The sequence below is a fragment of the Pseudoalteromonas peptidolytica genome (assembly GCF_012641745.1).
Lineage (GTDB): Bacteria > Pseudomonadota > Gammaproteobacteria > Enterobacterales > Alteromonadaceae > Pseudoalteromonas > Pseudoalteromonas peptidolytica.
In genome coordinates this window covers 111,844-133,796 of record NZ_WEHZ01000001.1, presented here as the reverse complement: position 1 = coordinate 133,796, position 21,953 = coordinate 111,844, and the positions used below count along the sequence as shown (strand labels likewise).

Below are 21,953 nucleotides of genomic sequence, written 5' to 3'. Positions count from 1 at the left end.
TAGGTTGATTTCACCTCACAATAGAAAGCTGAATTAAGCTAATTGGTATCATTCAAGAAAAATTCGGTTCCACTTAGAATAATGTGTAAGCATGCGCCACCATGTGCGGGGCTCTGCATTTTGATCTCCCCTTTGAGCTTTTGAGTTACTAAATTATACACAATGCTTAGGCCCAGTCCCGTGCCACCACAAAAGCGCTTAGAAGTTACAAACGGCTCAAAAATTACTGGTAAAAGCGCTTTATCTATCCCCGCTCCATCATCTTTAAAATAAAAATGAAGATAATCGTTTATCACCACGGTTGACACCACAATGTTGAGTTTTTGACCGGCTACCTTGGCATGCTTAATACAATTATTGATGCAATATCCAACAACTTGACTGAATACAGAGGGGTAGCTATTCAAAACTAAATTTTCCGGAATTTCTATTTCGACAGAGTAATCATCTCGCTCCATCTCTGACTGATAACAGTCAAATACGCTTTGTACTAAGTGATTCAGGTTGAAGCGACTTTGCTCCTCATATTCACGGTTCACAGCCACTAACTTAAAGTCATCCACAAGCGAAGCGGTACGATGCAAGTTATTTTCTAAAAGATACAGAGCAGCTTCAGCTTCAGTAATTAGGGTTGTCAGTGTCTGACGTTGCAGTTTGCCAAGCTCAAGCTGTGACTTAAGCGTCGCAACTTGTTCTTTTAAATGTGATTGACTGGTTATGGCCACGCCCAGCGGCGTATTTAATTCATGGGCAAAACCACTGACCATATTACCTAAACTCGCCATTTTCGCTTCTTCTATAAGTCGCTGCTGCGCTGCGCTGAGGCGTGCTAATAAGGTTTCTATAAACGACAATAAATCGTCTAGGTGATGTGCGATTTGCGCAATCTCATCGTTTCCCTCTATTCCAACCCGAAGACTAAAATCTTCAAGTTTGGCTACTTTTACGAGCACTTTATTAATAGCCAAAATATGGCGCGTCACCTTACTGTTTTGGTAATTGAGTAGAATCAGCACCGCAAGATTCATTAATATAATGAGCGTGAGACCATACACGATAATATTCTCTTTTCGCTCCTGTGCCAGCGTTTGTGTTCTTACTGCAACCAGTTCAAACTGACTTCTTAGCTTTTGTTTTTCAGTTAGTAATTCAGCTCTCACCCCTTGTGCGCTGTGAAGTCCTAATTTCTGTAATGCAGAAACGTAGTGGTTAAACCCCGTAACATAGCGTTGTAGCAAGTTTTTAACTTCAACATCTGATTGGTTTTGCTCAAGTAAATGCTGTGTTTCTTGAACCAACTGCTCGTGCATTTGTAAGTAGCTCAGATCCGCTCTTAACAAAAAGTCTTTTTCGCGACGCCGCAACTCTAGTACGGCAATTTCTAATTTTGCTGTCGTTTGCCCAGACACTCTAGCCTGCAATGCGTGGGCACTGCGCCTAAATTCACCATAAATGCCAGAGTTCTCATCATAGCCAAGTTGCTCGTAGAGCTGGGTCAATTCTTCTTTTTTGGTAAAATATGACTTAGAGACTGTATCTAGCTGTAATAGTAACGGCAATAACTGCTGCTCGTGTGACAGTGAATTAAGCAGGTTGCTAAAACTATCTTGGTAGCTGTATTTAAGTTGGGGTAGCGCCGAGGCTGGTTCTTTCTTTCCACGCTGATGTAGTAACTCCGCATTATCCATTGCCCGTTGTAACGCCTTTTGCACATCACCAAGCTCTGTGGTTAGCCGAGCACTGAGATGCACTTCGTAATACAAAAACCAACTCGTGCAAATAATCACAAGAGCCGATGCCAACGCTGCGACTTTAAAAAATAATACAGACTGTTTTAGCTGCACAACACAACTCCTATCCGCGTTTTCTATAAGCTTAGTACAGTTCAAACGTGCTTTAATGACCCCTATCGCACTTTTGTACAAATAGGGATTAATATTGGCCGAGTTGAAAAAATGGGTAGTAATACCAATTCGGTCTAAATAGCTACGCTAATCAATTTCTAAAGCATTGTGATTTTGTTGTCGAAACACACTTTTATCGTAATACATATTATGGTCGGCTCGCGCCATTAACTCTGAAACACTCGTATTACCAGCTTGAGGGAAAGCATGTCCGATGCTCACTGAAATTGCTATCAAGTGCCTATCGACTTGAAAAGGATGCTGCTGGATTTGCTGCTTTATATGTTGAACTATAGAATTTACTTGCTCTTCTTCTGAGACACGATGAACAATAATGATAAACTCATCTCCTCCAAACCGAGCAATAAAGTCATACACCCTTACTGAGCTCCTCAATATCGACGACACATGCAGCAACAATTTATCACCAACCTCATGACCGAATTTATCATTTACTAGCTTAAAATCATTTAAATCCAAATTGAGTAGTGCAAATGATGGTGGCTCAGTTCTTCCAAGTAATGAGCTCAGTTGACGGATAGCATGACGACGATTAGGTAATTTTGTGAGCTCGTCTTGCAACGAAGCCGTACGTGCAAGATAGTAAGCGCGATAAAGGATCAGTAAAGATAAAAAAAGTACGAGTGCTATCACATGAACAAAAAGTCGTACTTGATTTTCAGATTTTGAATAAGTGCTCGGGTCAATTTGGTAATCAGCAACAAGTTGCCACTGACCTGATGGCAAACTGATCGGAATCGTAACGTCTGGTGCGCCGAACAGCGCACTATCTCCAAAAAACACAGCTCCGTTTTGCCCTTGACCATCCCGTCCACGCAAAGCCACTTTCGCGTCATCAAGTGCCAATATCCCGCTAGAATCAAGTAACTTCTGATAGTCTAGTACAACGCTGATAGCCCCCCAATAATCAGTGTTTAGCGGGTAATCAGAAAAGACCGGAAACCGAGCGATAAGTGCCTCTCCCCCTTGTACTAATTGTAACGGTCCGGCAATAAATACGCGCTTTGAAGTTCGAGCTAACTCAACGGTACGAAACTGCTCGGGGCGAGTTCGAAAATCAAATCCAATTGCAGCGCGATTTCCCTCAGCAGGATACACATGACTGATAATATTATTTGGCGCTAGACCGACATGACGAATTAACCTCGATTCATCTACCACTTTTGCAGCTACAAGAGACCAATGTTCAATAGCAAAGTCCGAATCTATCGTCACAAATGTAGCTAAGCTCTCAGCCAAGTATGTATCCATAAAGATTGCATTTTCTATTTTGGCTCGAACTAGGGCAATATTTGAGCGCACGACTTCTTTTCTCTCGCTTATCTCCTGCACGACAATCGAGTGGGCAATATGCTTTGCGGCATAAAATGTAAGCCCCCAAAATACCGAGCTAAATAAAAGTAATAGCGCTATGGTTGGTTTTTCTATCGTTATTCTTATCACCGTACTTTACTCATGACCGCTTAATGAGGTTAATGTCGCCAGCTCAAAACTAAACAGTTGTCCTATGCTCTTCACTTAACATGCTACACAGCCACCGCATATGCGAGACCATGACTATGTAAAAAGCGTATTTTTTGATGCCACTTGCAATCACGCCAGACACATTTTGAACTGCAATTTACTAATATGACCGAGTATACTGAGATATTATTACCAAAAGTATGTGCTTAACTCACTGTAAACTAAAACTTAGTATCGCAACAACTGGCTTTATTGAAGCATAGGCAAAGATAAGAAAATAGCGAGTTTTACGCCAAAAAGGGACAAATCAATGACTCTGTTTTGGCGTAGTAAAACTATTCTTAATTATCGGCTAAGTAATGACATAGGCTTTGCTATCAAACTATAAAGCCCCCAATGTAATGCCCTGCTCTTTGCTGCAGGGTGAGCCAACAGACCAAGTGCGGCTCGATAGCTGCGATGTTTAATGTTACGCTTGGCCAAATCACACAAATGTGCGCCTACATACTTTTTCGCCATGCTAGCGGTGCGATCGGCTACTTTGCCTAGTGTAATCTCTGTCATCAAACGCTCAGCAAAGGGGCAAATGGTGCTTGGGGGAGCTTTATCACAGGCACTGTCAGCAATACCTATATAATAAAAACTTTCGATTGCAGGTGTGTACGCGATGGTTGAATTCAATGCAACTTGCACATACAAACTTTGGTCTTCTCCCATCCACTCCCCTTCAGGAAAACCACCGACTTTCAGAAAAGTCTGTTTATCTAACACAATGCTTGAAGCGGTAAATGGCAAATCACCATTGGCAGCAATTTCAAAATAGTTATCCATTTGATAACCATCAGGGTTCCAGTGCGTTAACGCAATTTTTGCATCAAGATAGTCACACTCTCCTCTCACTTTTTGGTAGCGGCTAGCATAAAGCCCTGCGTTAGGAAAGCGCTGGACAAGTTGAGCTATTTTCGCAAGAAAGAAGGGGGACCAAGTATCATCTGCGTCCAAAAATGCAATATAACGACTTGATGCCTGTCTTACCCCGTTGTTTCTCGCACTTGAAACGCCTTGGTTTGGTTGCTGGATCAGCTTTAGGTTATCCAAGTCCAATGCTCGTACTTTGTCTACACTATCATCTGTTGAGCCATCATCGACTACGATAATTTCAGCTGCGGGATGCTTTTGCGCCATAACACTTGTTAACGCACGCTCAATACAGCTGCTTTTATTGTATAGGGGAATAATGACGGAGAATTGTATTTTGCTCATGGCTCTCGCTCCAATTAGAAATTGATAAAGAAATTGCTTGATGTAGAGGAAACTTCGGCTGTATGAAGCCATATCTCAACCCGTGGGTAATTCGATTATGTATTTCAGCAACACTAAACTCATTGGCATCAAAACGATTGTCAGTACTCGTTGCTGTTTGCATACACCACTGTGCACATTTATTGTGATATTCAAGACTAAGATAAGGTGTTTGCATCATGTAAGCATAAACCAGCGCATGTAAGCGCATCCCTATCAGGGCTTTGAACATGGAGATACATTTAAGTGTCGCTAATGGGTTGGCAACATAACTTATGCGCTGGACTTCCACCCAACTGGGCAGCGCAGCCATAATTTTGTCGTGAACTAACCTATCGCTTATCAGCGGCTGATCATTCAGCTCAATCAAATAGATTTTCTCTCGTGTGGCTTCCCAAGTTGCCGTGATCAGCTTGGCAGCTTTGTTGACACGGTTGGCTTCTGCTTGCTCATTAACATCACCAAATGGTGTGATCACTTTTGGACAAAAATTAAAAGCGATGCCTTGGCGCTCAACCGGGTTTAGTCTATCAGCGAAGTAATGTAGTAAAGACGGAGCTAGATCAAATGTATGCCTAATATTGGCATGCGGCGCTAGTAAAGTCGCAATCTCATAGCTTTGCTTGTCTCTGACAGTGACAAGTCCACACTCATTCAAAAACTTCTTACACTGCCTTTCAGCATTGATATCACTAAAGCCTTCAATCCCTACACCTAACGCCATTGAATTTTTAGCGCCGGCAAGTGCTATCATATGACGCTTCTGCGCGATATCGCGACAGCTGTGTAACACCGACCCGCCACCAAATATCACCGCTTTTGAGTGTAGCGATCTGTGATAATGTTTAAGCCGTTGATGACCGCGAAATACTACGTCAGTTTGGCCTATACATCCTGACTCTCGTACTATGGGATTATTGATTGGGGCATTCACCGCAATCGAAGCGCTGCCAAGAAATGTCTTAGCACCTAGCATTGTTGCTTGCATGAGGGCATCGTCACCGCTGTTTCTCATGCCGTAGTACCCGACTAGATACGCGTCCAAATTTTTCATCATGCTAATTCCACCGATTCAAGAAGATAACTTGGTACTGCAGTTAGCATGCCAAAATTTAAGATATTGATTTTAAAGAATTATATTGCATTTCACTTGGCGTTATTCGCAGATTGCATTGCATATTATTAAAATGAAAACAGGGCCACCGAGATAACCGGTCGCCCTGTTTAGGTGATGTTTTATTTGACGAGCAGTATGTAGTCTAAGCTGAGGCAGATGAAACGCTTTACTGTCGGCTCGAATACTGCTGCTGTGATACACAGACTACCAGTGTCAATAGTCTCAGTTACGCACTAGTATGCACCGCGAGCTCCTAATACACATGGAACTGTTTTGCATATAATTTTAATATCCTGAACCATACTCTGGTTATCTATATACTGCTTATCCAACATAACTTGCTGCTCAAAAGTAGTGTCAGCGCGCCCAGTTACCTGCCAGAGACCTGTAAGCCCTTGTTCACAGTTTAAACGCGTAAGCTCTCTCACTTGATAAGCACTTACTTCTTTTTCTAGCGCTGGTCGTGGACCTATTAGCAGCATGTCCCCACATACAACATTGAATAACTGTGGTAATTCATCAATCGAGTACTTACGAATAAAACGCCCTACTCGCGTGATCCTAGGATCATTATGAAATTTTGCACATACGCCATCACGGTTACTTTGGCTTGGATCTGGCGCTTTGAATTTTGGGTCATCTGCCATATACATAGAACGGAACTTATACATAGTGAAGCGACGACCGAGTTTACCCACTCTCACTTGCTTGTACACACATGGCCCTTGGCTTTCTAGTTTGATCAGCAACATCACCAGTAAAAGTAATGGTGAGATAAATAGCATACCGAGTCCAGCTATTGCTCTTTGTAGCATAACAGGGATACCGTGGTGACGACCGTCGCGCACAGAGGTTGAGTCGGGCGCGGTTGCAGTTTGAGAAAATGCCATATTGGTTGATAATTTTTTGATAGTAGTCATGATTAAAGCCCTCTCAATGCCTGATTCAGAATATAAACACGGAATAAAAATATCGGATTTCCAATAACGTAGCGGTGAAACTTAGCTTTAGGCTGTTGTATTAATCGCCAAACCCACTCAAGTCCTAGCTCACGCAGCCAAAGTGGTGCTCTTGGAACATCACCGGAAAAGAAGTCAAATAATCCACCAACCGCTAGCGCACAGCTGGCTTCAAGCTTATGTTTGTTGCTATCTACCCATATCTCTTGACGAGGGGAGCCTAATGCCACCAGCACGATATCAGCTTTACTTTGGTTGATTTGCGCAATGACAGCTTCATCGTCGTCAAAGTAGCCATGGTGTGACCCTACGATCCGCAAATTGGGATATGTTTGACGTAGGGACTGCGCCGCTTTTTCAGCAACACCGGGTTTTGCACCAAGTAAAAATACTGATTTTCCAGACGCTTCCATGCGTTCGCAAAGTTGCGGGAGCATATCTGTACCATTGCAATTATCAGCTAGTTGCACTCCAACTTTTCTTACAGCTAAGCGCATACCCGAGCCGTCGATAAAATTACGGTTGCTGCTTTTCAACGCTGAGCGTAACGCAGAGTTTTCGGCCGCAAGGTTGATAGAATTCGCATTGATAAAAAACGCGGTACGACAAGTTTGCGATGCCGTGCTGTCAAGTACCCAAGAAACCGCCTCTTCCATCTGACAATTACTGAATGACAGACCAAAAACGGGACGCGACGTGTGGTCAAGTGTCTTGCCTGAATAAAGCAGTCGGCAGATGAGAATCTTAAACACCATGACAAGGTCGGCCAAGACACTCTGTTGTACCTGCTTATTAAGCAGTGCCTGTGGGTCTTCGGCCTTTAATCCGGTAAGGCTATGAAGCTGTAGATAATCAAATAATCCTGATTTGCTACACGGCGAGCGGAAGTTATCTACTTTTGGGATAGAAACATTGTCTCTCACCAACGGGTTTCCCACGAACTCAATGTCTCCTTTGATGACATTAAATAATGCAGCGCTATCAGCAAATATGCCTTTACTCCACTGGTACAACTCTACCCTACATCCACTTATGTCCATCCAAGATCTTTTCTTTATCGGTGCACAAAAGCATAAAACCGCTATGACCACATTAACGGCATATAGAGGCATAAGGAGTACCAGTAGCAAAGAAGCTATCATCACCGCGAGTATGCGTGTGCTTTTTGAACTAGAGACTTGAGTTTCAAAATCTAAGACTTTCATAATCCACCTCAGTGTGGTTTGCTTTGTCTTAGTTTTGCGATTACCGTGCCAAACCTATAACTCATTGTTTATAAATAAAAATAGATAAATATCAGAGTAAATTTGTTGCAAAATGCAAAAGCAATTCCGAATTAAAAAATGAAATTAAAAAACAAATACCAGATAACAAAAGAGGCCTATAGGGCCTCAGGAAAAGTGTTTGTACTCGGAAATGACACGATGGAATAATATCGGAATGCGTTCTTTTACCGTTTTTAATTTAAGCGGCATTTCTGACTTATTATTTAAATTGCAGTGGAGCAATAGCTTTGAAAGCTTAAATATTAATTTGTGAAATAATCGGTCGACTACTGAATTTTTCATCGGTCCGTAATTATAATGTCTAATATAGTCTGAACACTGTGGGCTTTTAGTGTTATTCCATTTTTCGTTTAATAGCTCAAGTCCATCACAATTTTTCGCAAAGTGAATGACATGACCATTTTCTCCCCACCCTACTGACTCAATATCGACAACAGGCTCAGTGATAGCGTTGATAATACTATCGAGCCACAACAACGCTTCGGGGCAGGCCTTCATTAACATCACCCCTGAGTTTAGCCTGCCGCTATAACCATTTGCCATAAACAAAAACTTATCAGGCTTAATAACACTCGATAGGTTGGGGCAAGAGTCTTGAATGTAAGCGTCGGCATCGACAAACAACACATAATCATAGCCAGCCGACAGCGCTGAGCGTAATAGATACAGCTTTAACCAGCAGCACTCCGCACCAAGATTTGTCACCCAAGGCTTTGTGATCACAGTGTAGTCGTACCCCATGCGCTCAGCGTAACGCCGCTGGCTTGCAAGATGGCGGCGGTATCGAATTTGATAACCATTCAAAGCTATGCTGAATATTAGTATGTTGTCGTTTGTCATAGATCACCTCCAAGGTGATATAAAGGTATGCAAATACCACTCCAGCTGCCAATAACAAACCTTTCGAACAAAACAAAATACAGTAACAAACTGATTTAAAATACTTTTATTATTTCTGACTTCAAACAAACTCAATAACTAGAGTCGCAATACAGAAAGCTAATTGACACTCTTCATGACTTTCTAATCTTTTTCACCATTGTGCAAACCACACTGCGCTGCAAAATGCGAAAAATTCAGATTACAAGCACACTAGAAGAGGTAAACGCCTAATAATTATAAGCTTTTCATTTTGGCATGATAACTGCGTTGTGAGTCGTATCTCCATTTGTGCCCACGGAGGCAATTATGAAAAACAAGTCTTTATTACCGCAGTCCTTGTGTGTAGCAAGCACACTATGCTTGAGCACAGCGTCTCTTGCAGTAGAGCAGCAAGGCGGTAACTACGTATGGCAATTCAACTCTGGCCAACCTTGGCCACTAGGCTATAACCAAAATACCGGAAAGCCTGATCAACTTACCTACAACCGCGGGGAATATACGCCGGAGTTTTTTCAGCGGATCGCCAATGCACTTCCTGAAAGCCGAGTAAACGAGGCTTTTATCACTGGCGACCAGGGCTCGACAATCCACCTATTTGAGGATGCAGAAGTATTTATCACATTCATCCACGAAGGCGCTGGTTACAAAAACTCATTCGGCTACTTTACGTTTGACCCTGAGAATCCACCACAGTCACCGGAAGAAGTGCAAGAAACCATCGTCTTTCCCAACCTCAGCTATCCACATTTAACCAATGGACACCGGGTAAGTATTGGTGAGTTTCCTGCCGGTACTAGTATTGGCTTTTTTATCGCTGCTAATGGCTTTTGGTATTACACTGGAGTTAAACCATTCAAGGTTCCCTACTACTACTCCTTATCTAACTTAAATCCAGAAGCTGATGAGTCTCTCAAGCAGCACTGTGTGTTACTCTATGACGAGGAGCAGGATGAAGTCGTAATAGGCTTTGAAGACTTACCAAGAACATGGGGTGACAACGACTTTAACGACGCTCTGTTCAGTGTGAAAAGCTCTCCCGCTAGTGCTATTGCTGCCACAAATCTAAACCCCATGCCGGAGTCGAACGACAGTGATGCAGATGGCGTGCCTGATGACCAAGATGAATTTCCAAACGATTATGATCGTGTATCCAGCCAGTATTTCCCATCAGAATCGGGTATAGCAACTTTCGCATTTGAAGATAATTGGCCAAATCGCGGCGATCATGACCTCAACGATTTAGTGGTTAAACAGCAAATCCGTATAACTTATGATGCTGACAATCAAGTTAGCGGCTTTATTTTAAATGGCTTTATAACAGCCAGAGGGGCAGCTAACAATAACGGATTTGGGTTGAGGTTGATGGATTCAGAGCCAGGTTTAATTGGAGAAGCAAGTATCCAAATAGATGGGCAAACTTATGAAAAACGCGCAGAAGAATATCAATCAAATGCAGTTATTACACTTTGGCGCAATACTCATGTGTTTACGACAACTGGACAATCAGGCAGTTGCTCCCACTTTAATACGGTCATGAGCTGTGACAACTTCAGCCCAGTACCATTTACACTAGATGTAAAGTTCGACTACAGCATTTCCGCTTTGGCTTTGGCAGACTTCGACTTTTTCTTATATCGCAGTTGGGATCGCTCGTGGGAAGTACATATGGCTGATTATCCACCAACTGACTTATTTGACGATAGTCGACTTGGTAGAAAAGATGATACCTCAGATGCTGCCAGTGGTCGCTACTTTAGAACAGCTGAAAACCTATCTTGGGGATTAATGATCAGTGAAGACTGGAATTACCCAAGAGAATATATTGATGTTGTTTGGGCTTATCCAGACTATGAGCAGTGGGTCGAGAGTAATGGTGAACAGGCACAAGATTGGTATCTCACCAACGAAAGAACAACACATACGTATAGTGAACAGTAATCGGAGGCTATGATGAAAATACATAACCAACAGACAAAATTATTTATGCTCGTAAGCTTGGCACTACTTGGATGCAGTGACGGCGATACAAACAACGAAACTGAGATGAAAACAGCATCTCAACCTGTTTCTCAAATTAAAACCAACCAGTATGAGCCGGATCCCATGCTGCTAAGCTCGACCGCAGCAACATCCAAGCAGCTTCATGTCAAACCTAAGTTTGCTTTTAAAACCAGTAGTGCCGTTACGTTAGATTTAAGTGGCAATGATGTTTTTGGTGCCTCTTTGGCAACTAAAACAGTAAAAGTCTATGCGTTAAAGAGTCGCGTAAGCCAGTACGATGAGCAAGCTATGGTGGAAAAGTCATTGTTAGCGACTACCCGATTTAACTCAGCAGGACAACTTGGCCTTAACCTCGATGTTCCTGCTCACTATAAGACCCTGTTGATCAGTGTTGATGGCATGTTGGAGAACAATCACTTACTAGTACCAGTAGAAAAGCAATCGACGATTAGCCATCAGTTTTACTGATAAACGAGGGAGGTTAAGAATGAGGTAACGCATTGTGTTAAAGCTCTCATCAACTTATTGCTCAGTAGTGGCGCTTTGGGGATAACTTGATGAAGTTATACATCACTAGTTGACCGAAGAGCATAGTGTTAACGTGATTTGGCACAGAAGACGGTCACCAGAACCGCGTTAATTCTGCAAAACTCTGGTCAATAATCCCTCGCCCCGATGACAGCTGCGCTTCTGGAGTAGAAGTGCAGCTTTTTCGGTTTAGATAGACCATAATTCAATATGTGTAATTAAACAGCACTTCTTTTTGATTAGATAGCCGTTGAGCTGCTATAAATAAGTTACAGGAAAGCCAAAGTAGTGAGAGATTAATGGAGCCAATACACAATATTACGCTACTATTTGTAGATGATGAGCCGCTTATACTTCGCTCCCTGATCAGGGCGTTGAGAGACGAGCCATACGAAGTTCTTACTGCAAACAGTGGTGAGGAAGGGCTTGCACTACTTGAGGAGCGCCCAATTGATGTGGTCATTTCAGATAAAATGATGCCCAATATGTCAGGGATAGAGTTCCTGGGTGAAGTAGCAGAACGATATCCTGATACTTTACGTATTATGCTTACTGCATATACAGATTTAGATGGGTTGATCCATGCCATTAACCAAGGAAAAGTCTGGGGCTACTTACAAAAGCCATTCGAAGTTGATAGTATTAAATTAACGATAGAACAGGCGATACAGACTAAGATGCTGATTGCCGAGCGCAATATGCTACGCTCTAGCCTTGCACGCTACAAAAGCGAATACCGCACAGGGTTTCATCGCTTTGTTGGTGATTCTATCGCCATGCAAACCGTATATAGAGCAATAGAAAAAGCAGGACCAAGTAGAGCAAATGTATTCATCACGGGACCAAGCGGTACGGGTAAAGAACTTGCAGCAGAGGCCATTCACCACTCAAGTGAACGCAGTAATGAGCCTTTTATATGCTTGAATTGCGCCGCGATCCCTAAAGATCTTATGGAATCTGAAATATTTGGCCATATCAAAGGCGCCTTCTCTGGTGCAATTGCCAATCGTGATGGCGCAGCTTCCGAAGCCGATGGTGGTACTCTGTTTCTTGATGAATTAGGAGAAATGGATATTGCTTTACAGGCTAAAATTTTACGTTTTGTGCAAACTGGTTCGTTTCAAAAAGTGGGCAGTGCAAAAACTGAAAAAGTCGATGTGCGCTTTGTTTGTGCTACCAACAGAGATCCCTATCAAGCTATTGCAGATAATCACCTAAGGGAAGATTTATATTATCGGCTCAATGTTATTTCTATCGATTTACCGCCACTGCATGATAGGGGGCGGGATGTCTTACTACTGGCACAACACTTTTTACAACGATTTAGCGAATTAGAGAATAAAATTTTTGTTGGGTTTTCTGACCGTGCAGAGCAACTCATATTACAGTTTGACTGGCCAGGAAACGTGCGCCAACTAGAAAACTTTGTGCATAGCATTGTTGTGATGTCAGACGGGCCATTAATAGATTATGATGTTGTTCAAGCGCACCTTCCTGGTGATACCCCAACCCCCTTGGTTACTAAAACCGAACCGAACCCAAAGGCTGCTGACATTCCACCGATAGGACAAGGTTCCACTAGCATTCAAAAAGAGAGTAAAAACGTAGCGCCCTTAGCGGAAGTTGAACGTGTTGCCATTGAACAAGCATTGCTTTTATGTGATGACAATGTCGTAAAAGCAGCGAGCCTATTAGAAGTTAGCCCCTCTACCTTATATAGAAAGATACAACAATGGTCAGAGGCGACTTCATAGCATTAATTTAGTACACGTAAAATGAATTGCACTTTGCAAAAGATAAAATTCGCAAAGTGCGATTTTCCTCTCCAAATTTGCTTCACCATCCTGAAAAAAATAAAAACCAATAAAAATCAATAGAATAAGAAAAGTTACTATCTAACCTACATTTGGCATGCTTCTTGGAACTGTATACCGATAGTTTCTAGAGGCCGCCTGCTATGAGTAATCCAAAAAGCACATCAAGTATTCTTGTATCCAACACCTCATATTTGGTTGGTGCTGAAATCGTTGCAAAAGGTTCTCGACTTTTTAGCATCATGGCCATGGCGGTGTATTTCACCCCCACAGAGTATGGTGCAGTGATGCTTGCTCTCACCATCCATGAAGTACTTAGATTACTTCTTCGCTCTGGCGCTGGCGTGCAAATAATTCGCGCCTCGGATGAGTCGCTCCCATTATTTTTAGGAAATGGTTTGTTGATACAATGGCTGCTTTGTACGTCGCTGTGTCTCATTCAAATTGCCATAGGATGGAGTGCACAATGGGCTTTTCCAGAGCATGATATATTCGCTTTAGTTGCTTTAATGGCACTCACATATCTTGCCTTTCCCGCAGTAAGTACCCGTGTTTTTCTTCTTCAACGTAGTAACAGAATGGGCTTATTTAGCCTAATAAGTAGCGCGTGCATTATTGTTGAAAATGTCACTATTGCTGTTGCTCTTTACTTTGATGCGCACATGATGGCTGTAGTCATAGCCAAGTGGTGTTTCGCCCTTCTGTGGCTCGCGTGTTTTTCGTTCGTACCTTGCCTTTCACACAAACTGAGTTATCACAAAGACACCTTTCGTTTATTACTTAAGTCCTCATCGCAGCTCGCCATCAGCGAAATCTTGCGGTCTTTAAGAATAAACATGGATACCTTTATCGCAGCACGGTTATTAACGCCGGAGTTATTTGGAATCTACAGTTTTGCAAAAAGCGCAGGAATTGGGCTGGCGATGTCGATTAGTCAAGCCTACACCAGCGCGCTATATCCGTTTATATGCCGCCGTGCACTGCAAAACAACAGCGACCACAATAGTCAAAAACTTATTTTTATAACAACGTTTGCAGTATCAAGCATATTTATGATTCAAGCCCTAGCAGTGCCAGTATACGTGCCAATTTTATTTTCGTCACAATGGCAAAGCAGTTTTGATACCACATCGTTACTGTGTCTTGTGGCGGTAAGCTCAGTATGGGTCGACACCTACACCACAGTGCTAAGAAGCGAAGCACAGTACAAGCGAGATTGCCACTTTTGCGTGTTTGCATTAGTCGTATCGTTACTTAGCGTCGCAATTGTCATGCCCAGTTCACCCGTTCAACTTGCTGTTACCTTATTAGGCGGCAGCATAGTTTGGCTTCTATTTCCTTTGGCTGATATCACATCAAGATATCTACAGCCTGATCCAGCTTAAAATCTTATCGGAGAGTACTATGAAAAGTTCAAAAAATAAGGTGTATCCAAAAGTAAGTGTCATTATCCCGATGTTCAACGTCGAAAAATATATTGATGAGTGTATCTGCTCGGTGTTGAATCAAACCTTTAAGAATTTTGAAGTTATTTGTGTCGATGATGGCTGTACAGACAATACATTGAACTATTTGACTGACTATAAAGACGCACGGATAAAAATTGTTCGCCAACCAAATAGAGGACTTTCCGGGGCTAGAAATACTGGGATCCGTGTTGCACGTGGTAAATATATTGCGTTTCTTGATGCTGATGACTTTTGGGATCCTAGAAAGCTTGAAAAGCACGTATATCACTTAGATCGTGATTATGAGTTAGGGGTTAGCTACTGCCCTTCTTTATTTGTCGATGAGCAGAGCAAACCATTAGGTATTGGACAATTTCCATCACTTAAGCACATCAATGCTAAAACCATACTATGTAGAAATCCTATCGGCAATGGTTCTGCGCCTGTCATTAGAAAAGATGTACTTAGCCAGATCGCATTTAATGATGGAAAACGAAGCTGGCGCCAGTATTTCGATGAAAATTTAAAACAGTCAGAAGATATCGAGACATGGCTGCGCATAGCACTAAACACGCAATGGAAATTTGAAGGTATTGAAGAACCACTGACTTTTTATCGTGTAAACGCATCTGGTTTGTCTGCTAATTTAACAAATCAATTCAAAAGCTGGCAGTACGCTATAAATAAAAATAGTAAAAAACATGCTTGGTTTTTTGAGCAGTTTGGTTCTTTAGCTCAGGCCTATCAACTTAGATATCTCAGCCGCCGAGCATTGCAGTCACGGAATAAATTCCAAGCATTAAAACTTATTCATCAAGCGATTTGGACTAACTGGAGAATACTCACAGAAGAACCAACCAGAACTACATTAACCTGGTGTTGCTCACTGCTGTGCATTCTGCCCAATAAAGTCTATTCCACCATTGAGCGACTAACGATGCGCACCATCGGACTATTACAAAAACGCACTACCGCATAAGCCCTCGACCTTATGGCCAGCTCAGCTGGCCTTTTTCATTTTGCAATGCAAATCTCAAAATGCCGCATATAGTTACTAATATAGAAGTAAAAGTGGGCTTCTCAGCGCAGCAGCTTAGTTGCAACTCGTAAAGGCACACTACACATAACCTTTAGCAGCAAACTACTAATAAATTATTGTTTTTATTTAATATAAAATGGTGAAGTAACAACATGGTGGTAATACAACTGGGTTTTGATTGTATCAAGCCATTAACTTGGTCTAATTAATGCAACAACCAAAGTGAACGCATCCACAAGGAGCCCACTATGAAACATGTACATAAAGCCACATGGATAAAGATACTTACAGTTACCCTTGTGAGTGGGATATTACTGGGATGCGCTAACAACGCTGCATTAGTGGAGCTTGAAGATGACGATATGCAGTTTTATGGCTATCCAAACGCTACAGGTAAAGCAATCAAACACCAAGCCGTAAGTTCCGTGTTTGCCACAAATATTGATTGTGTTGATGCACAACAATTCGCCGCCCCCACTAATTTTCGTGTCGACAAACCATTACTCTTACCTGACTCAAAACAAATGCTACATGCCATCACCACTTCACTTTCATCAGAGTCTCTCCCCTTAAGCCCTGGAGACTTGATAGAACTGAGCATGGAGTATGGTGAGGGCTTTAACGGCCGTTATATTCTCGATACTACGGGTTCCATTTTCTTGCCGGTCGCAGGTGCAGTAAAAGCGTCGGGCTTAACTAGTCACCAGTTAGCACAAAAATTAGAGTTGACCCTAACGAAAGCAAAAATATTCAAAGCTTATACCATTGATGTCAGCGTTAAAGTGTTAAATTGGGCAGCAATAGAAGTTCCTGTGTCCGGTGCTGTTTTTCAACCCGGACGAGTGACTATTAACTCTGCTTTACCAGAGCAAGTAATGGAAGAGCGCATTGGTGCCTCTGGTGATTATTCTAACCAACGCTTGCTGTCTGAAGCTATCCGAGCTGCGGCTGGGATCCGTCCTGACGCAAAGCTTGATCAAGTGATACTAATCAGACAAGGCTGGCAGATTGAAGCTGACCTCAGCGGCATACTAACCGGTCAACCTGTTAAAGATTATGCGTTGATTGCTGGCGATCAAGTGATAGTGCCAAGTACTGGTTGCTTTCAACCGCACTTAGTTAGACCGTCACAAATAACACCAAAAGGATTCAGGGTGTTTATGTCAAATTTAATTGACTCAGCAATGAGCAACTCCAATGCAGCTATTGGACGTTTTTCTAGCAACCTACCCTATGGAACGCGTTTACTTCAAGCTGCTATCTCTGCAAACTGTGTTGGTGGCAAAGCCTACACTAATGCCCCTCGACGTGTGGCGTTGGTGAGCAATAACCCAATTACAGGTCAAACTCAAGTAATAGAGCGCTCTGTTGAACAGTTAATGAGAATGCCATATCGGGATTTAATTAACCCCTATGTCATGCCAAATGATGCCATTGCTTGCTACGACTCTGATGTTACTAACCTTAGAGACATCGCGGGTACGCTACTTGACTTAATCGCGCCGTTTTCGGCTCTAAATTAAGGGGGACTTGTTATGAGTAACCACTTACAAACTACGACTCCATATAGTCGCTTTAGAGCATCAATCTATCGCACATTACGAAGACCATATCTGGTGACTTGTCTGATCAGCTATTGCGTGATCACTCTGCTGGTTTTGTTCTATTTACAACAGCCCCCAAAATACAGCAGTGATTTAGATATGGTTTTACCCGGTACAGGTGCAAATAGTAATGTGTCACTGGATGAAGTGGGTCAAGTCGTTTCATCCACCAGCGCTCCTTTTGGAAAAGGTTACAACCCTAGAGTCAATTACAAAGAAATGTTGATGAGCAGAAATTTACTTGAAAGTGCAGCAACATCACTCAGCATGGACGTAAAAAGTTTTGGTCGACCAAAAGTGAGACTTACTGAGCAAACGTCAATTCTAAATGTCGAGATAAGCGCCTCGTCAGCCAAGCTGGCAGAGCAAAAAGCATGGGCGTTATTCAACGCACTGCAGGAGCAACTTAAATTTTTAAGAGCTGATGAAGTATCTCGCAGAGACGAGAGCATTAAAGCTGTGTTAGATCAATACAGAGAGCGCCTTAACATTGCCAGAAATAATATTACAGACTTCCAACAGCGCTCCTTACTTGTATCCAAAGACCAGCTAACACAACATATTGGCACCCTTGCTAACCTCAAAGAACAAATTGTTATAACAAAAGCAGAGATTGGCCGCTCTGAATATTATGTCACGCAATTAAGCGTTGACCTTGGTGTCTCACCGTCTATGGCAGGACAGGCCTTCGCTTTACAATCCGATGGTGAGTTTAGAGCCTACCTATCTGAACTTACAGAGTCCTCATCACAATTAAGTGAATACCGCTCTCGCTGGGATGAAGGACACCCAAAAGTAAAAGCAGAACTTGCTAGGTTTGAGCAGTCAAAACAAGCCCTTCGCACACGTTCAGAGGGTTTGGTAGGCCCACATGCGGCACATGCTTTCCAAACAATGGATCTTGAGAGCAATCCAAATAGAGCGCAACTGTTTGCTGATCTTATAAGCGCTTTTGCTGCCAAAAAAGGCATCGAAGCCAAGCGCTCTGAACTCGAAAATTCAGCACAATTATTAAGTGAGAAAATCAAAATATATGCACGTGAAGCCGCTGAATTAGATCGGCTAGAAAGAGAGTTTGACTTAGCTGAAGCCGTATTTACTTCAGCAGCAGCCCGCTTAGAGGCGAGCAAAGCGGACGTATTTGCATCATACCCGGTTATCCAATTAATGACACCGCCTTCACTTGCAATCCATTCGACAAGTCCGAAAAAAAGTATTGCGATAGCAGCAGCATTAGCTGCAATGATCTTCCTAACAATGGGTATGCTCATGGTGAACAAGCGCAGAGAGATAGTGTCAGCTATTTTGCAAAAACCAGAGTAGACGCAGCTAATCAGGACAATAAATCAAGGAGCTAACGATGTTAATGAAAGCCGCCTTGCCAGTGCAGGACAAGCGTTTCATCAGTACCGAAGAGATGCTGGTGTGGGCTGGGCTTGTTCTTACCTACCCGATGTTTTTATTGGGGATGCTATACGTGATGGGCTCAGTAATCGGGTGGATAATCGCATTTGTTATAATGCTGCGTATGTATGTCCAGACACATCGCAAATACACTCCAATTTCGTTCATGGTTTGGCTCTGGATCATCGCTATGATAGTCATGCTTGTAGCCTTACTAATGGCACATAGTGAGTGGTCTCTCGGGCTGCCACAAACAATAAAATCGTCAATAGGATGGATGAAAGGCTGGGCACTACTGGCAATTTTCCCATTGATTGCAAATCTTGCACAGATCCGGAAAGAAGTTGTTGTTCGTGGCGTTTGTATTATTGCGATTCATACCTTTATCTTTGCGCTAGTTTCTCTTGCTTTTTACATTGTCAGGTTACCCGGAGATATATTTTTGTCTCCGTTAAAAGTGATAGGAGGCCCTGGTGAAAGTTTCTTTATGGTGAGTTTTTATGGTATCAACCCCGAAACTGGAGCTGGGCGCTGGCGCTTTTTTACCCCTTGGGCACCTGCTGCTGGCTTTATGGCATGTACGTATTTAGTCTTCTGTTTACAAGAAAAAAACACACGAATACGCCGCTGGGCAATTGCAGGGTGCTGGGCTATGTTACTGTTGTCTCAATCAAGAGCCGGCATGGCTATTTTTATTATGCTTTTTCCACTTGTGATTTTTAGTGACAAGCTAAAAGAGCCTTGGCTCCTCATCTGTCTTGGAATTATTGTGCCGACCATCTTACTCTTGGGAGAGCCTATTTATAACGCCATCATGGACTCTTATGAAGCCATAAAGCAACAAAGGCCGGGTTCTACTCGCGTAAGACAGGCGCTTGCCAATATTGCTATCCAACGCTGGCAGGCCGAAGCACCGATTTGGGGGCATGGCATTGTTGAAAGAGGGCCTAAGATGGTTGAGTTTATGCCGATAGGGTCGCATCATAGTTGGTACGGGCTGCTATTTGTTAAAGGGTTAGTCGGTGCATTCGCATTGGCTATTCCAATGATAATATCAGCACTTTATTTTTTATGGCACGCACAAACCTCAAAAACCTCGCAAATTGCGTTTTGCTTGCTCACTGTACTAATCTGCTACAGCTTTTTCGAAAATTTAGAAATTTTATCTTATCTATTCTGGCCTGCGTTATTATGGTTTGGCTTCGCATTTTCAGAACGCGATACGGGCTAACACTTAGCCACACAGTCAACGCTAAACTCATATTTGCGCAACCTGCGTGGCGCTATCCACTTGCTGTGAGTCCGACACCGCTATTTTCAATGCACAAATTCGAGGCATAAAAAACCTTACTAAAAAGCAAGGGTTATAAAAAGCGGTATCAGTGGGCGGACTCTGAATTTGTATTAGCGCCACCCGCGTGGCGACCAAGTCCGACACCACTATTTTTAATACACAAATTCAAGACATAAAAAAAACCTTGCTAAAAAGCAAGGGTTATAAAAAGTGGTACCAGTGGGCGGACTCTGAATTTGTATTAGCGCCACCCGCGTGGCGACCAAGTCCGACACCACTATTTTTAATACACAAATTCAAGACATAAAAAAAACCTTGCTAAAAAGCAAGGGTTATAAAAAGTGGTACCAGTGGGCGGACTCTGAATTTGTATTAGCGCCACCCGCGTGGCGACCAAGTCCGACACCACTATTTTTAATACACAAATTCGAGGCATAAAAAAACCTTGCTAAAAAGCAAGGGCTATAAAAGTGGCACCAGTAGGCGGACTCTGAATTTGTATTAGCGCCACCCGCGTGGCGACCAAGTCCGACACCACTATTTTCAAGACATAAAAAACCCTTGCTAAAAAGCAAGGGCCATAAAAGTGGTACCAGTGGGCGGACTCTGAATTTGTATTAGCGCCACCCGCGTGGCGACCAAGTCCGACACCACTATTTTCAAGACACAAATTCGAGGCATAAAAAAACCCTTGCTAAAAAGCAAGGGCCATAAAAGTGGTACCAGTGGGCGGACTCTGAATTTGTATTAGCGCCACCCGCGTGGCGACCAAGTCCGACACCACTATTTTCAACACACAAATTCAAGGCATAAAAAAACCTTGCTAAAAAGCAAGGGCTATAAAAGTGGTACCAGTGGGCGGACTCTGAATTTGTATTAGCGCCACCCGCGTGGCGACCAAGTCCGACACCACTATTTTCAACACACAAATTCAAGGCATAAAAAAACCCTTGCTAAAAAGCAAGGGTTATAAAAAGTGGTACCAGTGGGCGGACTTGAACCGCCACGCCCGAAGGCAACGGATTTTGAATCCGTCATGTCTACCAATTCCATCACACTGGCATAATTTTTCTTTCATCTTCTAAAACAAGAGAAAATAAAGAAAAACCACTTTGAGCTTGGGCTTTTTTTATTTGCCTTCGTCTCTATGCTTTGCATTATACAAAGGCGATGCAGAACGGCAAGTAATTTTTTTGCAATATCGCGTTAACTGCTTGTTATTTGCACACAAGATGCTAGATTTCAGCCAAACGTCAACTTTATTGCTGTAAAAATGATAAAGGTAACGTATTACTAGGCCATTAGTTAATGTAATTGAGTAAACGTTTTACACGTTTATGTGTAGAATACGCGTCAACCTTGTAATGATGAGAGTTGTTATGTCCAACATCGTTCCTGCGAACTTTGCACGCCGTTTGGCTTCACTTATATACGACAGCTTAGTTGTAATTGCATTTGCCATGCTTACGACTATTGTATTTCTGCTTATTGTTAATGGATTTATTTCATTTGGGCTCTTGTCACTAGGTAGCCATGAAGATGTGTCTGCTTTGATCCAAGCAACCCCAATTTTATATACGGCAAGAACAGTCTTACTAGTGGCTGTATCTGTACTATTTTTCGCTTATTTCTGGACAAAGAGCGGCCAGACTATCGGTATGCGAGCTTGGCGCTTAAAAGTACAAACACATAATGGTGAGTTATTGACTTGGCCAACCGCAATTGCGAGAAGCTTATGTGCTCTACTTGGACTTGGCAATTTATTAGTGCTAATCGACTTTAAGAAGAAAAGATCGCTGCAAGATTTACTCTGTGGAACGCAAGTTATCGTACTAAGTAAAGAAGAAAATAAAAAGGTATACAACAGCTTGGGCTGAATTTTCGCT

Annotated in this window: 16 protein-coding genes and 1 tRNA gene; 9 read left to right on the top strand and 8 right to left on the bottom strand. The window is 42.5% G+C overall.

Annotated features, from left to right (window positions below; all coding sequences use genetic code 11):
- Positions 1–38 precede the first annotated feature (38 nt).
- The 7 genes from F9Y84_RS00580 to F9Y84_RS00550 all read right to left on the bottom strand — a co-directional run bounded on the left by F9Y84_RS00580 (position 39) and on the right by F9Y84_RS00550 (position 8,893).
- Entirely contained in the window at positions 39–1,844 is a 1,806-nt protein-coding gene (locus F9Y84_RS00580; protein WP_147388780.1) for a sensor histidine kinase, read from the bottom strand.
- A gap of 147 nt (positions 1,845–1,991) precedes the next feature.
- Positions 1,992–3,368 (bottom strand): diguanylate cyclase, encoded by a 1,377-nt coding sequence (locus tag F9Y84_RS00575; protein WP_244297215.1) that lies wholly within the window; start codon positions 3,366–3,368, stop codon positions 1,992–1,994.
- A gap of 366 nt (positions 3,369–3,734) precedes the next feature.
- Positions 3,735–4,652, bottom strand: a complete 918-nt coding sequence (locus F9Y84_RS00570; protein ID WP_167508206.1) for a glycosyltransferase family 2 protein — start codon at positions 4,650–4,652, stop codon at positions 3,735–3,737.
- The gene (locus F9Y84_RS00565; protein ID WP_147388778.1) at positions 4,609–5,748 is read right to left on the bottom strand and encodes a polysaccharide pyruvyl transferase family protein; all 1,140 of its coding nucleotides are present in this window, start codon (positions 5,746–5,748) and stop codon (positions 4,609–4,611) included. Before F9Y84_RS00565 ends, F9Y84_RS00570 begins: the two co-directional genes overlap by 44 nt.
- Positions 5,749–6,041: 293 nt before the next feature.
- Positions 6,042–6,728, bottom strand: a complete 687-nt coding sequence (locus tag F9Y84_RS00560; RefSeq protein ID WP_147388777.1) for a sugar transferase — start codon at positions 6,726–6,728, stop codon at positions 6,042–6,044.
- A 2-nt stretch (positions 6,729–6,730) separates the two neighbouring features.
- Positions 6,731–7,972 carry a WecB/TagA/CpsF family glycosyltransferase gene (locus F9Y84_RS00555; protein WP_147388776.1) on the bottom strand — a complete coding sequence of 414 codons (1,242 nt, stop codon included), beginning with the start codon at positions 7,970–7,972 and terminating at the stop codon, positions 6,731–6,733.
- Positions 7,973–8,158: 186 nt separating this feature from the next.
- Entirely contained in the window at positions 8,159–8,893 is a 735-nt protein-coding gene (locus F9Y84_RS00550; protein ID WP_147388775.1) for a hypothetical protein, read from the bottom strand.
- A gap of 348 nt (positions 8,894–9,241) precedes the next feature.
- Between F9Y84_RS00550 and F9Y84_RS00545 the strand changes: the two genes are divergently transcribed.
- The 8 genes from F9Y84_RS00545 (at position 9,242) to F9Y84_RS00510 (ending at position 20,004) form a co-directional block, all read left to right on the top strand.
- The gene (locus tag F9Y84_RS00545; protein WP_147388774.1) at positions 9,242–10,873 is read left to right on the top strand and encodes an LruC domain-containing protein; all 1,632 of its coding nucleotides are present in this window, start codon (positions 9,242–9,244) and stop codon (positions 10,871–10,873) included.
- 9 nt (positions 10,874–10,882) lie between these two features.
- A complete protein-coding gene (locus F9Y84_RS00540) occupies positions 10,883–11,404 on the top strand; it encodes a hypothetical protein (protein WP_168756737.1) in 522 nt (173 codons plus the stop codon).
- A gap of 359 nt (positions 11,405–11,763) precedes the next feature.
- Positions 11,764–13,218 (top strand): sigma-54-dependent transcriptional regulator, encoded by a 1,455-nt coding sequence (locus tag F9Y84_RS00535; RefSeq protein ID WP_147388772.1) that lies wholly within the window; start codon positions 11,764–11,766, stop codon positions 13,216–13,218.
- Between the two features lie 203 nt (positions 13,219–13,421).
- The gene (locus tag F9Y84_RS00530; protein ID WP_128730896.1) at positions 13,422–14,663 is read left to right on the top strand and encodes an oligosaccharide flippase family protein; all 1,242 of its coding nucleotides are present in this window, start codon (positions 13,422–13,424) and stop codon (positions 14,661–14,663) included.
- A 19-nt stretch (positions 14,664–14,682) separates the two neighbouring features.
- Entirely contained in the window at positions 14,683–15,705 is a 1,023-nt protein-coding gene (locus F9Y84_RS00525; RefSeq protein ID WP_128730895.1) for a glycosyltransferase family 2 protein, read from the top strand.
- Positions 15,706–16,013: 308 nt separating this feature from the next.
- Positions 16,014–17,288: a polysaccharide biosynthesis/export family protein gene (locus F9Y84_RS00520; RefSeq protein ID WP_128730894.1), complete on the top strand. Its 1,275-nt coding sequence runs from the start codon at positions 16,014–16,016 to the stop codon at positions 17,286–17,288.
- Between the two features lie 12 nt (positions 17,289–17,300).
- The gene (locus tag F9Y84_RS00515) at positions 17,301–18,692 is read left to right on the top strand and encodes a GumC family protein (RefSeq protein ID WP_147388771.1); all 1,392 of its coding nucleotides are present in this window, start codon (positions 17,301–17,303) and stop codon (positions 18,690–18,692) included.
- Between the two features lie 37 nt (positions 18,693–18,729).
- Complete coding sequence (locus F9Y84_RS00510) at positions 18,730–20,004, top strand: O-antigen ligase family protein (protein WP_147388770.1); 1,275 nt, start codon at positions 18,730–18,732, stop codon at positions 20,002–20,004.
- 1,040 nt (positions 20,005–21,044) lie between these two features.
- On the opposite strand, the gene F9Y84_RS00505 is transcribed toward F9Y84_RS00510, so the two are convergent.
- Positions 21,045–21,129, bottom strand: a tRNA-Leu gene (locus F9Y84_RS00505).
- Between the two features lie 317 nt (positions 21,130–21,446).
- Here F9Y84_RS00505 and F9Y84_RS00500 point away from each other — a divergent pair.
- Entirely contained in the window at positions 21,447–21,944 is a 498-nt protein-coding gene (locus F9Y84_RS00500) for an RDD family protein (protein ID WP_147391106.1), read from the top strand.
- Positions 21,945–21,953 lie beyond the last annotated feature (9 nt).

What these genes read in the sequence shown, in the direction of transcription:
- F9Y84_RS00570 (WP_167508206.1), bottom strand. Translation starts at nt 4,652, where the DNA reads ATGAGCAAAATACAATTCTCCGTCATTATTCCCCTATACAATAAAAGC.
- F9Y84_RS00565 (WP_147388778.1), bottom strand. Translation starts at nt 5,748, where the DNA reads ATGATGAAAAATTTGGACGCGTATCTAGTCGGGTACTACGGCATGAGA.
- F9Y84_RS00560 (WP_147388777.1), bottom strand. Translation starts at nt 6,728, where the DNA reads ATGACTACTATCAAAAAATTATCAACCAATATGGCATTTTCTCAAACT.
- F9Y84_RS00555 (WP_147388776.1), bottom strand. Translation starts at nt 7,972, where the DNA reads ATGAAAGTCTTAGATTTTGAAACTCAAGTCTCTAGTTCAAAAAGCACA.
- F9Y84_RS00550 (WP_147388775.1), bottom strand. Translation starts at nt 8,893, where the DNA reads ATGACAAACGACAACATACTAATATTCAGCATAGCTTTGAATGGTTAT.
- F9Y84_RS00545 (WP_147388774.1), top strand. Translation starts at nt 9,242, where the DNA reads ATGAAAAACAAGTCTTTATTACCGCAGTCCTTGTGTGTAGCAAGCACA.
- F9Y84_RS00540 (WP_168756737.1), top strand. Translation starts at nt 10,883, where the DNA reads ATGATGAAAATACATAACCAACAGACAAAATTATTTATGCTCGTAAGC.
- F9Y84_RS00535 (WP_147388772.1), top strand. Translation starts at nt 11,764, where the DNA reads ATGGAGCCAATACACAATATTACGCTACTATTTGTAGATGATGAGCCG.
- F9Y84_RS00530 (WP_128730896.1), top strand. Translation starts at nt 13,422, where the DNA reads ATGAGTAATCCAAAAAGCACATCAAGTATTCTTGTATCCAACACCTCA.
- F9Y84_RS00525 (WP_128730895.1), top strand. Translation starts at nt 14,683, where the DNA reads ATGAAAAGTTCAAAAAATAAGGTGTATCCAAAAGTAAGTGTCATTATC.
- F9Y84_RS00520 (WP_128730894.1), top strand. Translation starts at nt 16,014, where the DNA reads ATGAAACATGTACATAAAGCCACATGGATAAAGATACTTACAGTTACC.
- F9Y84_RS00515 (WP_147388771.1), top strand. Translation starts at nt 17,301, where the DNA reads ATGAGTAACCACTTACAAACTACGACTCCATATAGTCGCTTTAGAGCA.
- F9Y84_RS00510 (WP_147388770.1), top strand. Translation starts at nt 18,730, where the DNA reads ATGTTAATGAAAGCCGCCTTGCCAGTGCAGGACAAGCGTTTCATCAGT.
- F9Y84_RS00500 (WP_147391106.1), top strand. Translation starts at nt 21,447, where the DNA reads ATGTCCAACATCGTTCCTGCGAACTTTGCACGCCGTTTGGCTTCACTT.